15 protein-coding genes are annotated in these 15,389 nt (G+C 42.9%); 7 read left to right on the top strand and 8 right to left on the bottom strand.

Annotated features, from left to right (window positions below):
- The first annotated feature begins 365 nt into the window (after positions 1-365).
- From AC6CHU_RS01125 to AC6CHU_RS01105, 5 genes are all read left to right on the top strand, one after another.
- The gene (locus AC6CHU_RS01125; RefSeq protein WP_498119699.1) at positions 366-1,610 is read left to right on the top strand and encodes a helix-turn-helix domain-containing protein; all 1,245 of its coding nucleotides are present in this window, start codon (positions 366-368) and stop codon (positions 1,608-1,610) included.
- A gap of 198 nt (positions 1,611-1,808) precedes the next feature.
- Complete coding sequence (locus AC6CHU_RS01120) at positions 1,809-2,504, top strand: response regulator transcription factor (protein ID WP_159867717.1); 696 nt, start codon at positions 1,809-1,811, stop codon at positions 2,502-2,504.
- The gene (locus tag AC6CHU_RS01115) at positions 2,497-3,501 is read left to right on the top strand and encodes a sensor histidine kinase (protein ID WP_498119697.1); all 1,005 of its coding nucleotides are present in this window, start codon (positions 2,497-2,499) and stop codon (positions 3,499-3,501) included. Before AC6CHU_RS01120 ends, AC6CHU_RS01115 begins: the two co-directional genes overlap by 8 nt.
- Before the next feature lie 99 nt (positions 3,502-3,600).
- Entirely contained in the window at positions 3,601-4,362 is a 762-nt protein-coding gene (locus AC6CHU_RS01110; RefSeq protein WP_498119695.1) for an ABC transporter ATP-binding protein, read from the top strand.
- Positions 4,352-6,292 carry an ABC transporter permease gene (locus AC6CHU_RS01105; protein WP_498119693.1) on the top strand — a complete coding sequence of 647 codons (1,941 nt, stop codon included), beginning with the start codon at positions 4,352-4,354 and terminating at the stop codon, positions 6,290-6,292. The genes AC6CHU_RS01110 and AC6CHU_RS01105 overlap by 11 nt, the downstream gene beginning before the upstream one ends.
- 82 nt (positions 6,293-6,374) lie before the next feature.
- On the opposite strand, the gene AC6CHU_RS01100 is transcribed toward AC6CHU_RS01105, so the two are convergent.
- From AC6CHU_RS01100 to nagB, 3 genes are read right to left on the bottom strand one after another with little or no spacing between them, the layout of a single operon-like run.
- The gene (locus AC6CHU_RS01100) at positions 6,375-6,536 is read right to left on the bottom strand and encodes an aspartyl-phosphate phosphatase Spo0E family protein (RefSeq protein ID WP_251282923.1); all 162 of its coding nucleotides are present in this window, start codon (positions 6,534-6,536) and stop codon (positions 6,375-6,377) included.
- 3 nt (positions 6,537-6,539) lie between these two features.
- Positions 6,540-7,277: an SIS domain-containing protein gene (locus AC6CHU_RS01095; RefSeq protein WP_498119691.1), complete on the bottom strand. Its 738-nt coding sequence runs from the start codon at positions 7,275-7,277 to the stop codon at positions 6,540-6,542.
- Positions 7,278-7,291: 14 nt separating this feature from the next.
- Entirely contained in the window at positions 7,292-8,029 is a 738-nt protein-coding gene (gene nagB, locus AC6CHU_RS01090) for a glucosamine-6-phosphate deaminase (protein ID WP_498119689.1), read from the bottom strand.
- Positions 8,030-8,304: 275 nt separating this feature from the next.
- Between nagB and nagE the strand changes: the two genes are divergently transcribed.
- Positions 8,305-9,681 carry an N-acetylglucosamine-specific PTS transporter subunit IIBC gene (nagE, locus tag AC6CHU_RS01085; RefSeq protein WP_159867702.1) on the top strand — a complete coding sequence of 459 codons (1,377 nt, stop codon included), beginning with the start codon at positions 8,305-8,307 and terminating at the stop codon, positions 9,679-9,681.
- A gap of 36 nt (positions 9,682-9,717) precedes the next feature.
- On the opposite strand, the gene chbG is transcribed toward nagE, so the two are convergent.
- From chbG to AC6CHU_RS01060, 5 genes are all read right to left on the bottom strand, one after another.
- Entirely contained in the window at positions 9,718-10,416 is a 699-nt protein-coding gene (chbG, locus tag AC6CHU_RS01080) for a chitin disaccharide deacetylase (protein WP_159867699.1), read from the bottom strand.
- A gap of 62 nt (positions 10,417-10,478) precedes the next feature.
- The gene (locus AC6CHU_RS01075) at positions 10,479-11,801 is read right to left on the bottom strand and encodes a 6-phospho-beta-glucosidase (RefSeq protein ID WP_159867696.1); all 1,323 of its coding nucleotides are present in this window, start codon (positions 11,799-11,801) and stop codon (positions 10,479-10,481) included.
- Between the two features lie 13 nt (positions 11,802-11,814).
- Complete coding sequence (locus tag AC6CHU_RS01070) at positions 11,815-12,129, bottom strand: PTS sugar transporter subunit IIA (RefSeq protein ID WP_159867693.1); 315 nt, start codon at positions 12,127-12,129, stop codon at positions 11,815-11,817.
- A 12-nt stretch (positions 12,130-12,141) separates the two neighbouring features.
- On the bottom strand, positions 12,142-13,476 hold the full coding sequence (locus tag AC6CHU_RS01065; protein ID WP_159867690.1) for a PTS sugar transporter subunit IIC: 1,335 nt from the start codon (positions 13,474-13,476) through the stop codon (positions 12,142-12,144).
- Positions 13,477-13,478: 2 nt separating this feature from the next.
- The gene (locus AC6CHU_RS01060; protein ID WP_159867687.1) at positions 13,479-13,784 is read right to left on the bottom strand and encodes a PTS sugar transporter subunit IIB; all 306 of its coding nucleotides are present in this window, start codon (positions 13,782-13,784) and stop codon (positions 13,479-13,481) included.
- A 283-nt stretch (positions 13,785-14,067) separates the two neighbouring features.
- Between AC6CHU_RS01060 and AC6CHU_RS01055 the strand changes: the two genes are divergently transcribed.
- Complete coding sequence (locus AC6CHU_RS01055) at positions 14,068-14,799, top strand: GntR family transcriptional regulator (RefSeq protein WP_159867684.1); 732 nt, start codon at positions 14,068-14,070, stop codon at positions 14,797-14,799.
- Positions 14,800-15,389 lie beyond the last annotated feature (590 nt).

The following is a 15,389-nucleotide window of genomic DNA, read 5'->3' as shown; positions in this document are numbered from 1 at the left end:
TGACAAAACAATATTTTTTAACTTTTCATACAATTAATTGTAGGGGCGGGTCTGAGAGAAGTAAATTGGGGGAATGTAAAGTGAGGCATCTGTTTAATTTTAGAACTTTATAACCATATTGCAGGATTTCTTCCCATGTACATAATATAAAAGGCACATTTCCTTCTCTGTTTTCTATTAGTTTTTTCGCTTTCTGGGAAAAAAGACTTTTTAGAATTCCCCCAAATTGAAATCTTTAAAAACCTATTAGGAATAATATCCCAATACCTTCTGGAAAAAACAGACATCTGACATTCCCTCCCTGTCTATTACCGGCTGATAAGGTATGCTACGATAATATTCAGAAACACAGGGGGGATGCTGTTTTGAAGGAAGGCTTAATTATTAAATATTACCGGGAACGGGCTGGATTGACGCAAACACAGCTGGGCGAAGCAATATGTTCTGTGACTCATCTCAGTAAAATTGAGCGGGGGCTTACACAATATTCCTCTGAAATCACAGATCTGATCTGTAAACGGCTGAACATAGATCTTATAAAAGAGCTTGAAAAGTTTGATATGCTGGAGGATAAACTTCATGAGTGGCTTGATGCCATGGTTAAACAGCAAAAAGAAGATATAGAATTGATTAACGAGGAATTAGCCCAAAATCCTTACCTGCATTTTTCGGAAACAAAATATTTTCATTCAATCCTTTTGGCTCGCTACCACCTGATGCAAGGCGAGCACGAAAAAGGCAAATCGCTTTTAGACAGCTGCCAAAAAGCTTGGAACACTCTTGATCGTTTTGAACAGAATCTGCTCGAACATACATGGGGCATGTATTTTCTACACATACAGAATTGCAAAGAAGCCATCCTCCATTTAAAGAATATTAATCCTAAAGATTATAATAACCATGAATTTTATTTTCACCTCGCAACCTCTTCCCATTTGATGAATGATAAAGTAAAAGCCTATTACTATGGTACTCTTGCTTTATCCTATTTTCGGGAAACCAATAATTTTAAAAGAATTCTTGATACAGAAACCGTTTTACTGATACAAATGGGCACAAACGACCTTTGCCAATTTGAAGAAACCGTTAAGCAGTATCATACATTAATCAAATCCTGCCGTTCTCATAAAGAAGAAGCCAGGGAAATGAATCTTTGGCATAATCTTGCCGTAGAATACTTTGCAAAAGGCTTTTATTCAGAAGCAAGTGAAGTCTACAAAAGACTATTGGACCAATGCGAGATTAACCCAAACCCGCCTTTAAAATTAAGCGCTATAAGAGGCTATGTTCATAGCTGTCTTAATTTGGATCATTATAAGATACAAAATCTCAGAATCTTGCTGGTTGAAGGACGCAGGCTAGCTGAACAATTTGAAAATAAAACCTATCAATATGTTTACTATATGCTTGATATCCTTTTAGAAGATAAAGACATAAATGATTATTATCTATTTTTAGAAGACACATTCCTTCCCCACCTTCATGAATTGGGGAATAGCACATTAATCAACCTCTATGAAACAGAATTATTCCATTATTTCAGGAAGTCCTCTCAGCATGAAAAAGCAAGCAGGCTTGCAGCCAAGCACTTCGAGCCGATCATCCATTAAACCGCAGAAAATCTCCTTATCCTTCATAGGAGATTTTTCGTTTTGTCCGGCTTTCTAAACTCGCCATATTTATACTGTAGCGAGTGTTTAATTTAGCTTTGTCCTCCTCTTTGCTGATAGGACGCCTAGTAATTCTGGCGCACCTTGAATTTTTCCTATAGAATAATGGAAGGAATATGCAAAAGTGTGGTGAGCAAATTGTTTAAAGTTCTTTTAATTGAGGATGATGCATCCCTTTTCACTGAAATTAAAGACCGTCTTTCCCAATGGTCTTACGAAGTCCATGGAATTCAGGACTTCAGTGAGGTTATGAAGGAGTTTGCCGGCATTCAGCCTGATTTGGTTATTATTGATATCCAGCTTCCGAAGTTTGACGGGTTTCACTGGTGCCGGATGATCCGCTCACATTCGAATGTGCCGATTATTTTCCTGTCATCCCGTGATCACCCTACTGACATGGTCATGTCCATGCAGCTTGGCGCTGACGATTTTGTCCAAAAGCCCTTTCACTTTGAGGTTCTGATTGCCAAAGTACAGGCAATCCTCAGACGTGTCTATAACTACAGTACTGTTCAGAATAATCTTAAAACCTGGTGCGATGCGGCAGTCGATTTTGAAAAAAATACCGTTACAAATAAGAGTGGCAGCATAGAATTAACAAAAAATGAAATTTACATATTAAAGTTATTGATCGAAAAGAAAAATCAAATTGTCAGCAGGGATGAAATTATTAGCAGCCTTTGGGATGACAAGCGATTCATCAGTGATAACACGCTGACCGTCAATGTGAACCGGCTTAGGAAAAAGCTTGGGGAAATCGGACTCGGCGCCAGAATCGAAACCAAGGTCGGACAAGGGTATATGGCTATTGAAGAGGAAGCCCGGCATGTTTAGGATCTTTATCAGGGAGCGGTTAAGCTGGATCCTGATGTTTGGTTTCCTTCAGGTGCTTGCTGCTTTTGTTGTTTATATCGATTCTGCGATATCTCTTTGGCCCTTCCTTTATTACACCTTTTTATCCGCTATCATTTTTACCGGCTTCCTCTTTCTCCGTTATCAAAAAGAAATACGATTTTACAGAGAAGCAGCCGAACGGGAAGATAATTTAGACCTTTCAAGCATACCGGAGGCGCGCAGTCCTTTCGAAAAAATAATAGAGTCAGGTCTTGTTAGCCAAACCGAGCGGTTTAAACTGGAGTACAATCGCAATTGGACCCTGCTTGAGCAGGAGAAAGATGAATTGCTCTCCTGGATTCATGAAGTTAAAACACCATTGACTGCCATGCACCTTATGATTGACCGGATTGAGGATCAGAACCTTAAATCAGCGATGACATATGAATGGCTGCGCATTCACCTTCTTCTGGATCAGCAGCTGCATCAAAAGCGGATTCCTTCTATGGAAAATGACGTGTATATTGAAATAGTTCAGCTTGAGGATATCCTATTCAGTGAAATTAAATCCCTGCAGTCCTGGTGCATGCAAAAAGGTATTGGCTTTGACATGGACCTGGAAGAAACAGAAGCTTTGAGTGACGGAAAATGGCTCAGCTTTATCATTCGCCAGCTATTAACCAATGCAGTGAAGTATAGTGCGGAATCAGACATTCTTATTTCGAGTTTTCATCAAGACGGCAGAATAACCCTGAAGATACAGGATACTGGCAGAGGCATCGATCAAAGGGATTTGCCGAGGATTTTTGAAAAAGGGTTCACATCTACCGCCAATCATCATGAAAACGCAGCAACAGGGATGGGACTTTATTTAGCCAAGAAAGCCGCAGAACAGCTGAAAATACAAATCCTCGCGGAGTCTGTTTTAGGCAAAGGCACTATTATGACTCTTGTGTTCCCTACTCGCAATGATTTCGTCAGCATAACAGGCATGTGACAAAAATGTCACATGCTTTTGCTGTTTGTTCGTTCAATCGAAGGAATTACATAATGGTAACCTACTATACTAAAGCTATCAAAGAAAGGATGGTTACACATGAATGTACTGGAAGCCAAAAAAATTCATAAAAGCTACGGCAATAAATTTAATAGTCAGGAAGTTTTAAAAGGAATTGATCTGGAGATTAAAACGGGTGAATTTGTAAGCATCATGGGTGCTTCAGGTTCAGGGAAGACCACTCTACTCAATGTGCTTTCATCTATTGACAGTGTTAGCGGAGGACAAATCAGCATTGAAGGCAAGGAAATGACAAGACTGAGGGAAAAACAGCTGGCCCAGTTCCGCAAGAAGCATCTCGGATTTATCTTTCAGGAATATAATCTCCTGGATACTTTGACAGTGAAGGAAAATATCCTTCTTCCCCTCTCCATCAGCAAAACGCCAAAAGAAGAGGCAGATGAAAGGTTTGCAGCGGTTGCTTCGGAGCTTGGCATTTTAGAGTTAAAGGACAAATATCCAAACGAAATTTCAGGCGGGCAAAAACAGCGGACTTCAGCGGCGCGTGCGTTTATTCATGAGCCAAGCATCATTTTCGCGGATGAGCCGACCGGTGCGCTGGATTCGAAGTCAGCCTCAGACCTGTTAAATAAATTAAGCGATTTAAATCTGAAAAGGAAAGCAACGATCATTATGGTCACCCATGATCCTGTAGCCGCAAGCTTCTGCAGCCGGGTTATTTTCATCAAGGATGGCCTCATTTATACGCAGCTTAATAAAGGAGATCAAACAAGACAGGCTTTTTTCAAGGACATTATGAAAACACAAGGCGTTCTGGGCGGTGTGCAGCATGAACATTAATACCATCATCCTCCGCAATCTGAAAAAGAATCTGAAACATTATTATCTCTATGTGTTCGCGCTTGTATTCAGTGTCGCGCTCTATTTCGCCTTTGTTACCCTCCAATATGATCCATCTATGTCTGAAGCAAAGGGTTCTATTAAAGGGGCAGCTGCCATCAAAACGGCCTCCATTCTTCTTGTTGCGATTGTTTCTATCTTTCTTTTGTACGCCAACACTATTTTTATCAAAAGGCGAAGTAAGGAAATCGGGCTGTTTCAGCTGATCGGAATGACCAAAAATGAGATCTTCAGGCTGCTCAGCATGGAAAATCTGATCCTTTATTTTGGCTCCATAATCATTGGGATCTTTATCGGCTTTTCGGTTTCGAAATTAATACTCATGATTTTATTTAAATTAACCGGTGTTGAAGGGATTGCTTCCCTGCATTTTTCAAGTGAGGCGCTCTTGCAGACGATTATTGTCTTTACGGTTATTTATGTTTTTATCATGCTGATGAACTATGTTTATATTAAAAGGCAGACCATTTTATCTTTATTCAGAGTTGTTTCGTCTGCTGAAGGAAAAGTAAAAAAGCTGTCCATCTGGGAAATGATATTGGGCGTGCTTGGTCTGGCCTTGATTATTGCCGGCTATTACATCTCTTCCCTTTTATTTGGCGGGGACTTCACTTCCATGAACGAGCTGTTCCTCGCAATGGTAGTCATTCTTGCTTCCGTTATCATTGGAACCTACCTTTTCTACAAAGGATCTGTCACCTTTATCGCCAGCCTGATCCGCAAAAAGAAAGATGGATACCTTAATGTAAACGAAGTGCTTTCACTGTCCTCCATCATGTTCCGCATGAAGTCGAGTGCACTGCTTTTAACCATTATTACAACAGTATCCGCGCTTGCGATCGGACTTCTGTCTTTAAGCTATATCTCTTACTACTCAGCTGAAAAATCAGCTAAGGACAGTCTGCCTTCCCACTTTTCATTCACTGACAACGAAGATGCAGGGAAGTTTGCAGATAGCCTTCACAAAGAAGGATTAGAGTATAAGGAGCAAAGCATTGAGGTATTGCAGGTGGATACTAATATGAAGGACATTATGGATATGAATATGGAAGAAATGGGTTTTGATTCACCGAACACGATTCTTCCTGTTGTAAGCGAAAAATCCATATCCGGCGTAGCTCTTTCCCCTAAAGAAACCGTGCTGACCGGATATAATGATGCACTAAAGAAGTTCATGACTCTGAAGGATTCAGGTAAGCTCGTGTTCAAAGGAAAAACAACTGCCATTAATCAAAATTATATAGGGCTGAATAAAGACTTTGTCATTCCCTTTCATTTTACAGCAGGCGGCCTGCCCGTGGCCATTGTGGATGAAAAGGTATTTGAAGAGCTGAAAGCTGACCTTGATCCTGAAATTCAGCTGGAGGATTCTATTTTCATCGGGGTTGATTTGAAGAATGAAAGCGATATGGTAAAAGCGAATACACTCTTTAAAAAGATGGAGATCAGCGGCAGAGCCGATTCTCAGTTGGAGATGAGCACACAGCAAAAAATGAATATGGGGTTAATTATGTTTATTGTCGGCTTTCTTGGCTTGACCTTCCTGGTCACTTCTGGCTGCATTCTATATTTCAAACAAATGGATCAGAGTGAGGATGAAAAACCAAATTATACGATCCTGCGGAAACTTGGCTTTACACAGGGAGACCTGCTGCACGGGATTCAATCCAAAATGGCTTTTAACTTTGGAATTCCGCTGGTGGTCGGTCTGCTTCACAGCTGCTTTGCCGTAAAATCAGGCTGGTTCTTCTTTGGCAGCGAACTGTGGATGCCAATGTTCCTGGTTATGGGGCTCTACACGGTGCTCTATTCGATTTTCGGAATACTGTCTGTGATGTATTCGAAAAAAGTGATTAAAGACGCTTTGTGATTAGGAAAACCCGCTCAAGCCTGAGCGGGTTTTTATTATCTCATTTATTTATTGAAATAGGTTTGCATTTTTTCAAGAGCCTCTAATGGGACTTCTTCTTAGCCATTTTCTTTCGCTGTGATTCCACAATCAGCTTATCCAATTCCTGGCTCAATCTTAATGTCTCTTTGTCAGTCAGGCCCCTTGAATGAATGCATTGGATCATTGCTTCTCGGGTTTGTTCGATTGCCTTTGAAAGTTCCAATGTTTAACCTTCCAGCAGCGGAATTCTGGTTTTATACTTTTTCACAAGCTCAAGGTTATGCTGATCTGCTCCATCTACATTTCCGCTTTTAAAAACGGGCGGTTCAAAACCATTTTCCAGCATAATCCCGATCGCTTCGACCATCAGACAGTTGACAATCGAAAAGCCGATAATAGAAGAAGCAGAGCCAAACCTATTATCAAATGATGGGTGCTGCATCAAAGCATCTCCCGGCTCGATATGGTTATCAATCGACAGGTCCACTGATGAAAACAAATACTTTCCTTGAGTATGGCGGGACGATTGCGTTTCAGCATAGCGAGGGGAAGTAATCCCAATCACGAATGCCCCGTTTGCTTTAGCGATTTCTGCTGCATCAATCGGAACTGGATTACGGCCCGAGGTGGATGCCACAATTACCACATCATTCGGCCGGATATCCGTATTTTCCATGAATTCTGCTGCTAAATCATTTTTCTTCTCCAAGGAAGAAGAACGGACTGCTCCCTTGTGCAGCATTAAATCCTCCACAAAAATCGGTTTAATGGGGGCAAGTCCCCCTGCACGGTAAAACAGCTCTTCCCCTAACATATGAGAGTGCCCGCAGCCAAAAACATGAATAATCCCATCGTTTTGAATGCATTCAGCCAATACCCGCGCTGCTTCTTTGATTTTTTGACTTTCTTCTTTTTCCACAAGTGACAGTAATTCTTTAATATCGTTCAGATATTTTTCCAGCATCTATACTACCCCATTTATACCCTGATTTCGGATGCGCTTAAAGCCGCTTCATCGGCAATAATTTTTACATTTGGATGATTTCTTAAGATAGATGCAGGGAAATGTTCAGTCACACCATTTCCAAGAAGCTGCTGAATCGCATCCGCTTTTGCTTCACCTGATGCAAGCAGAAGAATCTCCCGGCTCTGCATAATTGTAGAGATTCCCATTGTAATGGCTCTGGTCGGCACCTCTTTGATATCGTTAAAAAATCTGGCGTTGGCTTCGATAGTAGATTGAGCCAAGTCCACGATATGAGTTTTAGACGAAAAAGAAGTGCCAGGCTCATTAAAGCCAATATGCCCATTATTGCCAATGCCCAAAATTTGCAGATCAATGCCGCCATGGTTTTTAAGCTTACTCTCATAGTTTCGGCATTCTGCGTCTAAATCCTCGGCAGTACCACTTGGGACAAAGGTATTTTCCTTGCGAATATCAACATGGTCAAACAATTGGGTATTCATAAAATTTCGGTAGCTTTGCGGGTTTTCCCCTGAAAGGCCGATATACTCGTCTAAATTAAAGGTTGTTACCTTTTTATATGATGTTCCGTTTTCCCGATGATCTTCAATCAATCGTTTATAAGTACCCACAGGTGTGCTTCCGGTTGCCAGCCCTAATGTCACTTCAGGAAATTGGCGTACCTTCCTGCTGATGTAATCTGCTGCAGTTTTACTCATTTCTTCATAGTTGTTAACTTTAATGATCTCCATTATGAGTTCCTCCCTGCCTAAAGCTTAATAAGTATATATTTGCACTAATGAAGGCAAAATATTGGAATAAAATAAACCCATTTATATTCTTATCGTATCATCACAACGTATAGTTGTCTATACCAATTTAGACACAATCAAAACCTATTTTTGAAAATGAGCAGAAATTTTTCTTTTTAAAATGGTATAGACAACTATATTTATATTTTGGTATGATTACGACAGTTTAGTAAAACGCTTTCTTACTTCATTATTTTTATTAAGGAGAGATCATTATGTTAGGATTCCTACAGAGAATTGGTAAGGCATTAATGCTTCCGATTGCCGTTCTGCCTGCCGCTGGTCTTCTGCTCCGCTTTGGACAGGATGATCTGCTGGGCATACCGTTTATCGCTAATGCCGGCGATGCCATTTTCGCGAACCTTGCACTTATTTTTGCCATTGGGGTTGCCATGGGATTTGCGAAGGATAATAATGGGGCTGCAGCCCTCTCAGGAGCCATCGGCTTTCTAGTACTTACTGAGGGAGCAATTGCCATCGATGAAAATATAAATATGGGAGTACTGGGCGGTATTATTGCCGGGATTATTGCCGGATTATTATATAACCGCTTCCATGATATAAAGCTTCCGGATTGGCTTGGATTCTTCAGCGGACGCCGCTTCGTGCCGATTATTACGTCCGTTACCATGATTCTTCTGGCTGCCATCGCCGGGTTTGCCTGGCCGCCAATCCAGGGTGCAATTGATGCACTGGGCAACTGGATTATTGGTCTTGGCGCTTTGGGTTCAGGTTTATTCGGTTTCATGAACCGCCTGTTAATTCCATTGGGTCTGCATCATGTATTGAACAGCTTATTCTGGTTCCAGTTCGGTGAATTTGAAGGAGTCACCGGGGATATTGCCCGCTTCTTCGCAGGAGATCCATCTGCAGGAGCATACATGACTGGTTTCTTCCCTGTTATGATGTTCGGTCTTCCGGCTGCCGCATTTGCGATTATTGCAACGGCAAAGCCTGAAAAGCGAAAAGCCGTATCAGGAATGTTCATCGGTCTGGCACTGACTTCATTCCTGACTGGTATTACAGAACCAATCGAGTTCTCCTTTATGTTTATTGCACCTCTTTTATATGGAGTGCATGCAGTTTTAACCGGTGTTTCCATGTGGGTAACATCCTTACTGGGCATCCGCGATGGCTTCACATTCTCAGCAGGCGCACTTGACTTTGCACTGAACTATAATATCGCAGAAAAGCCTCTGCTGCTTTTGGGAATTGGCGTCATCTACGCAATTCTGTACTTTGTTATCTTCTATGCATTAATTAAAGCACTAAACCTGAAAACACCTGGCCGTGAAGACGATGAAGATATCGTTGAAGATGAGGGTGAGCCTGTCTCTACCGGCAGCAGCAAGTACGAAGTCATGGCCAGCCATTTTATTAAAGATATTGGCGGTGCTGACAACATCACCAGCATTGATAACTGTGCGACACGCCTTCGCTTAAACATTGCTGATATGGAAAAAGTGAAAGAAAGCGCACTGAAGGCACATGGCGCTAAAGGAATCATGAAATTAAGCAAAACGAATCTGCAGATCATTGTCGGAACAGATGTTGAGTTTGTTGCAGATGAAATGAAGAAAATAAAGAAGTAAAGTAAAAAACAGTGTCCACTTTGGGACACTGTTTTTTTATAGGAGCTTAATATCAGAGGGAAGTTTGGCAGAGCAGAGTATTTCCAGCTCTTTTATGCGCTGCAAATTGTAAGAAGACCCTTCTATAAGCAAATGATCTGCAAATGCCGGATGGACCATGACTTCTACTGTTTCCCCGTCTTCAGCTCTTTCTGCAAGTCTGCTGAAATAGTCTTCCTGAATGCCGTCTCCGTAAAAATCCAATAAGCATCTGTCAGTATAGCTTTTGACCCCTTTAATCGGCATATCGCCATTTACTCTGAAAGGGAGACCGTATTTTTGCGACAGGGATTGAACTACTGGGAGAAACTCCTCCCGTGTATGGACGTGATGATGGCTGTCCAAATGGGACGGAGTGAGACCTGCTGCGATAAACCGCTCAATTTGTGCAGACCACTCCCGTTCCAGTTCATCTAGTGAGATTCCCTCTAAATCCCCCTGAGATTTGAAGGTTCCATCTTTTTTAGTTAAGGTCTTGCAATCAGATAATAAAGGGTTCCCGCATGTGAGGACTAAATGCACGCCAGTTCGCAAGCCGGGGTATTGTTTAGCCATAATCAGGGCCTGGGCGGTTCCGTCCATGTTCATCATCATGGTGGCGGAATTGACAATTCCATTTAAAAAGCTATGCAATATCCCATAATTGACGCCGGGACTATATCCAAAATCATCTGCATTGACGATGAGGTTTATCATAAATTGTGGCCTCCGGTTAAATAGATACAAGGCAGCCTGGAAGTAATGCTGCCCTGCACATTTTATTGAAATTGCGGCAAATAGGAACGATGAGCTTCGAGCATTTCATCCAATATTTTTTTCGCGATAACGTCTGAACCCATCAGTGGATTAATTGTCAGTGCTAGAAGAGCGGTATCGTAATCACCTGTCAGGGCCGCTTCTATTGTCACCCTTTCAAAGGACTTAATAGATTGAACCAGTCCTCTAACTGCTATTGGAAGTTCCCCGACCGCTATTGGCTTTGGTCCGTCCTTCGTGATTAAGCAGCTGACTTCCACGGCAGAATCCGCCGCCAGCCCTGCAATTGCACCATTATTTCTGGTGTTAACCGGCTGTATATCCCTTTTATCTGTATAAATGGAATGAATGAGCCTGCATGCCGCATCACTGTAGTATGCACCTCCCCTTTTTTCGAGCTGGGGCGGCTTTTCGGCAAGATCCGGATTCTGGTATAACTGAAAAAGCTCTTCCTCCAGCTTTTTAACCACCTCTGCCCGGGTCCCGCCTTCTGATGCTGCCTTAACTTCTTCTTCCACCATTTCACGTGTTTTATAATAATAATTATGGTAAGGACATGGCAGCACATTTAATGCCTGCAGAAATTCCGGCTCCCATCCCATTGCATGGATATTTTTCATGGTGATTGATTTTTCTTTGTCTGTAAGCTTCTTCAGCAGTTCATCCTTAACGCTTACTCCATCCACATAGACATCAAGGCCGTAGACCAGGTGATTGAGTCCTGCAAAATCGATCCTTACTCTGCTGTGATTCACATTCAATAACTGGGCTGCCCCCATCTCCATCCCAATCGGAACATTGCATAAACCAACCACTTTTTTGATATTGCTGTACCGCAATACTGCTTCTGTAATGATTCCTGCGGGATTGGTAAAATTGATGAGCCATGCATCGGGACACAGCTCCTCCATTTCACGGCAAATCTCCATAATGACGGGAATGGTTCGGAGAGCCTTGAAAAATCCACCCGGGCCATTGGTTTCCTGGCCCAGCACTCCATATTTAAGCGGGATTTTCTCATCTTTCGCTCTGGCATCCAAAAGCCCGACGCGGAATTGGGTTGTAACAAAGTCAGCATTCTTAAGCGCTGTTTTCCTATCCATAGTAAGCTGAATCTCTATAGGAACCCCGGCTTTTTCAACCATCCGCTGTGCTAACTGGCCGACAATCCCGAGCTTATGCCGCCCTTCCTCCACATCCACAAGCCAAATTTCTTTGACAGGCAATTCCTGATGTCTTTTGATAAAGCCTTCAATTAATTCAGGCGTATAGCTTGAACCTCCGCCGATCACGGCAATTTTTATACCTTCTGGTTGCTGTGCCATTCTTTTACCTCTCTTAATTCATTTTCTTGTATAAGTCGATTAATTCCTGAGCCAAATCTTTAACAGTCAGTGCATTCATCAAATGATCCTGTGCATGAACAAGAATGATGGGCAAATCGAATTGAGCCCCGGAAGCCTCGCCCTGAATCAGCTCGGTTTGATGTCTGTGTGCCAGCACAAACTCCTCCTCTGCTTCCCGGATTTTTGCTTCAGCAGCTTCAAACTTCCCCGTCTTCGCTTCCCGGATGGATTCCATGGCGAGACTTCTGGCATTCCCGCTGTGCAAAATAAGCTGAAATGATATTTGATAAAGCTTTTCTTTATCCATTCTTAAACCCGCCTAACCTTGAATTGTCGGTGTTTGTTCAGGCTGCGCCTGCTTCAGCTTCTTTTCATCCATTTTCCCTGTAATATAGACAAATGGAAGGTAAATCACAATGGAAATGGCTAAATTCACAATAGCCAGCACTGCCCCGGAGATATGTCCTCCCGTAGCAAGATAGCCGCCAATTCCAGCAGGCGTCACCCATGGAATGCTTGCCACAACGACCGGATAAACAAGACCCCATTTGATAGCCAGGTACGCGACTACTGTCATAATGACCGGTGCCGAAATAAACGGTATCAGCCAGATAGGATTTAACACGATTGGCAGCCCGAAAAGGATTGGTTCATTGATTTGGAAAACTCCTGGCGGCGTTCCCAATGCCAGCAATTGCTTGTGCCTTTTTCGCCCTGCAATAAACATCGAAATGATCAGTCCAAGAGTGGCTCCTGAGCCTCCAAGATAGACGAAGGCATCCAGAAATGGGCCTGCCAGAACGGCATACTGATCCAGATCCTTTACTCCCTGTGCATATAAATCCGTATTTTTGGTTCCGAGAGAGGTAAATAAAGGCGTTGTAACCCCACCAAGAATATTGGGACCATGAAGGCCAACCGACCAAAAACCATGGACAAGAAAGACAATAAGGATCGCAAATGGCAGTGAATCGGCCGCATTTGTCAGAGGTGCGACAAGAGTTGTATTCAGCCAGTCATTCAAAAATTCCCCATTGGTCATTTTTCTGAACAGAAGACCTGCCACTCCAAACAGGAAAATCGTCAGCATGCCCGGCACCAGTTTGGCGAAAGCCCCTGCAACAGCTGGAGGAACGCCATCCGGCAGTTTGATAATAAAGGCTTTCACCCTGGCCAGGCGGATAAATACTTCTGTTGCCAGCAGTGCCACCACAATTCCTGTAAATAAGGCGGTAGCATTAAAGTATCCATAGCCGATGAATCCCCAGGCACCTTCCGTATCCGGCACTTGGCCAACCTGAGGAATTAGGAGGAAGAAACAGGCTGCGGCAACCAGCATCGCCTCAAACCCATCATCCCCATAGGATTTGGCAAGCCTGTGTGAGATGCCAAACACGGCGAAAATGGTTAAAAAGGCAAAGGTTCCCCACCAAATATCACCGCCAAGCGTTTTCCAGGATTCACCGAATATGCTTTCCATAAGCCTGCCGTATGGCTTAATAATTTCCCCCAGATTATTGAACAGAACCGCAAACGATCCCACCATTGTGATCGCAATCATCCCGATCAAAGCATCCCGGATAGCAAGCAAATGCCTATTGTTGCCGAATTTCGTAGCATAAGGCATGATATATTTCTCAATAAACGTCATCATCACTATTCACCCTTTATTAATGAAATAGCTTGCTTTAATACTTCCTCGCCATTGCATAATCCATAATGCATCGGGTTTATGGGTGCTACAGGAATCCTGCCTCCTGCTTCCTTCTTTAATTGCTCGGTCATAAACCGGATCTGCGGTCCCAGCAGCAGCACATCGGCCGAATCAATATGGTCTCGAACCTCTCCGTTGCCAACAGCCCAGATTTTACAGTCAATCCCCTGGCTTTCAGCGCTTGCCTTCATTTTTGTCACCAGGAGACTTGTGGACATTCCAGCTGAACAGCACAACAAAATATTCATGGTTAACCCCCTTTTTTCTGTAAGCGATTTCAAAAAATAAAATAATTGCTAATCCTAATAGTACCATGATGAAAACAGATAATTCAGTCAATTTTAAGCAAACTTAATCCCTTTTTGAAGTGATCACCCCCTTTCAATACCTTATGCTTGAAAATAATTGTAATGACAAATATTATATTTTTCAATACATTTTTTAAATTTGTTATTACAAATTATTTATTATTTGATATGACAATATAATCTATGGAATAATAGATAGAAGAACAGAGTAGGAGGAACGGTTATGAAAGACGGTATTGCCGATGAAAGTGCCCTGCACTTGAAGGTTAAAGAAAGCATTCTGGAACTGATCAGAAACGGAGAATACAAACCGGATACCAAATTGCCGACAGAAGCGGAGTTTTGTGAAAAATATGGAGTCAGCCGGACCACTATTCGAACAGCACTCCAGCAGCTGAGCACAGAAGGCCATATCTACCGCCAGCAAGGCAGAGGCACATTTGTATCAAGCCATAAAGTGAAGCAGCGGCTTACTTCTACAGTCGAAAACTTTTCAAAGCAGATGGTAATGCAGGGAAAAAAACCGCTGACAAAAGTGATAAACCTCGAAGTCATCCCTGCCGATTCCTTCCTGGCAAATATCTTTGACTTGTCAGAAGGCGACCCTGTGAATGTTCTCGAACGAATCAGATATGCGGATAACGAGCCTCTACAATACGAAAAATCCTTCCTGCCATGGAAAAAGACCCCCAGCTTAAACCGGCAGGCCTGTGAAGATTCCTTATACCATTTGCTGCAGACAGATTACGATTTAAAAATCAAAAAGACCGTGGAGCATTTAGAAATCAGGCTCCCCGAGGAAGAAATCAGTGATCTGCTGAAAATCAAACCTGAAACACCGTGTTTCTCACTTGAGACCTATGCCCATATTGAAGATGGCAGTTTAATCGAGCATTCCCGAACGATGTTCCGCGGGGATTATGCTCATTTTATTATTGAGCGGAATTATGAGTAAGGGATTGGGAATGGCAGCAGTTGAGATTGGGGTAAGTTGGTGGAGTTGGTCCGGGTTCTGACTCTGCGGGGGTGATTTCCCCTTTTTGTGTCAGAAGTTGGACCGGGTTCTGACTCTACGGGACCGATTCCCCTTTTTTGTGTCAGAAGTTGGACCGGGTTCTGACTCTGCGGGGTGATTTCCCTTATTTTGTGTCAGAAGTTGGACCGGGTTCTGACTCTACGGGGTGATTTCCCCTTTCTGTGTCTAAAGTTGGACCGGGTTCTGACTCTACGGGGCCGTTTTCCCCTTTTTGTGTCAGAAGTTGGACCGGGTTCTGACTCTGCGGGGGTGATTTCCCTTTTTTGTGTCAGAAGGTGGCCTGGGTTCCGACTCTGCGGGGCCAGTTTCCCTTTTTTGTGTCAGAAGTTGGCCCGAGTTCTGACTCTACGGGGCAGATTTCTCGTTTTTGTGTCAGAAGATGACCCAGGTTCGGACTCTACGGGACCGATTCCCCTATTTTGTGTCAAAAGTTGGACCGGGTTCTGACTCTGCGGGGTGATTTCCCTTTTTTGTGTCAGAAGGTGGCCTGGGTTCCGACTCTGCGGGGC

The organism is Cytobacillus sp. GQ23 (assembly GCF_059758675.1).
This window is presented reverse-complemented; position numbering and strand designations above follow the sequence as displayed.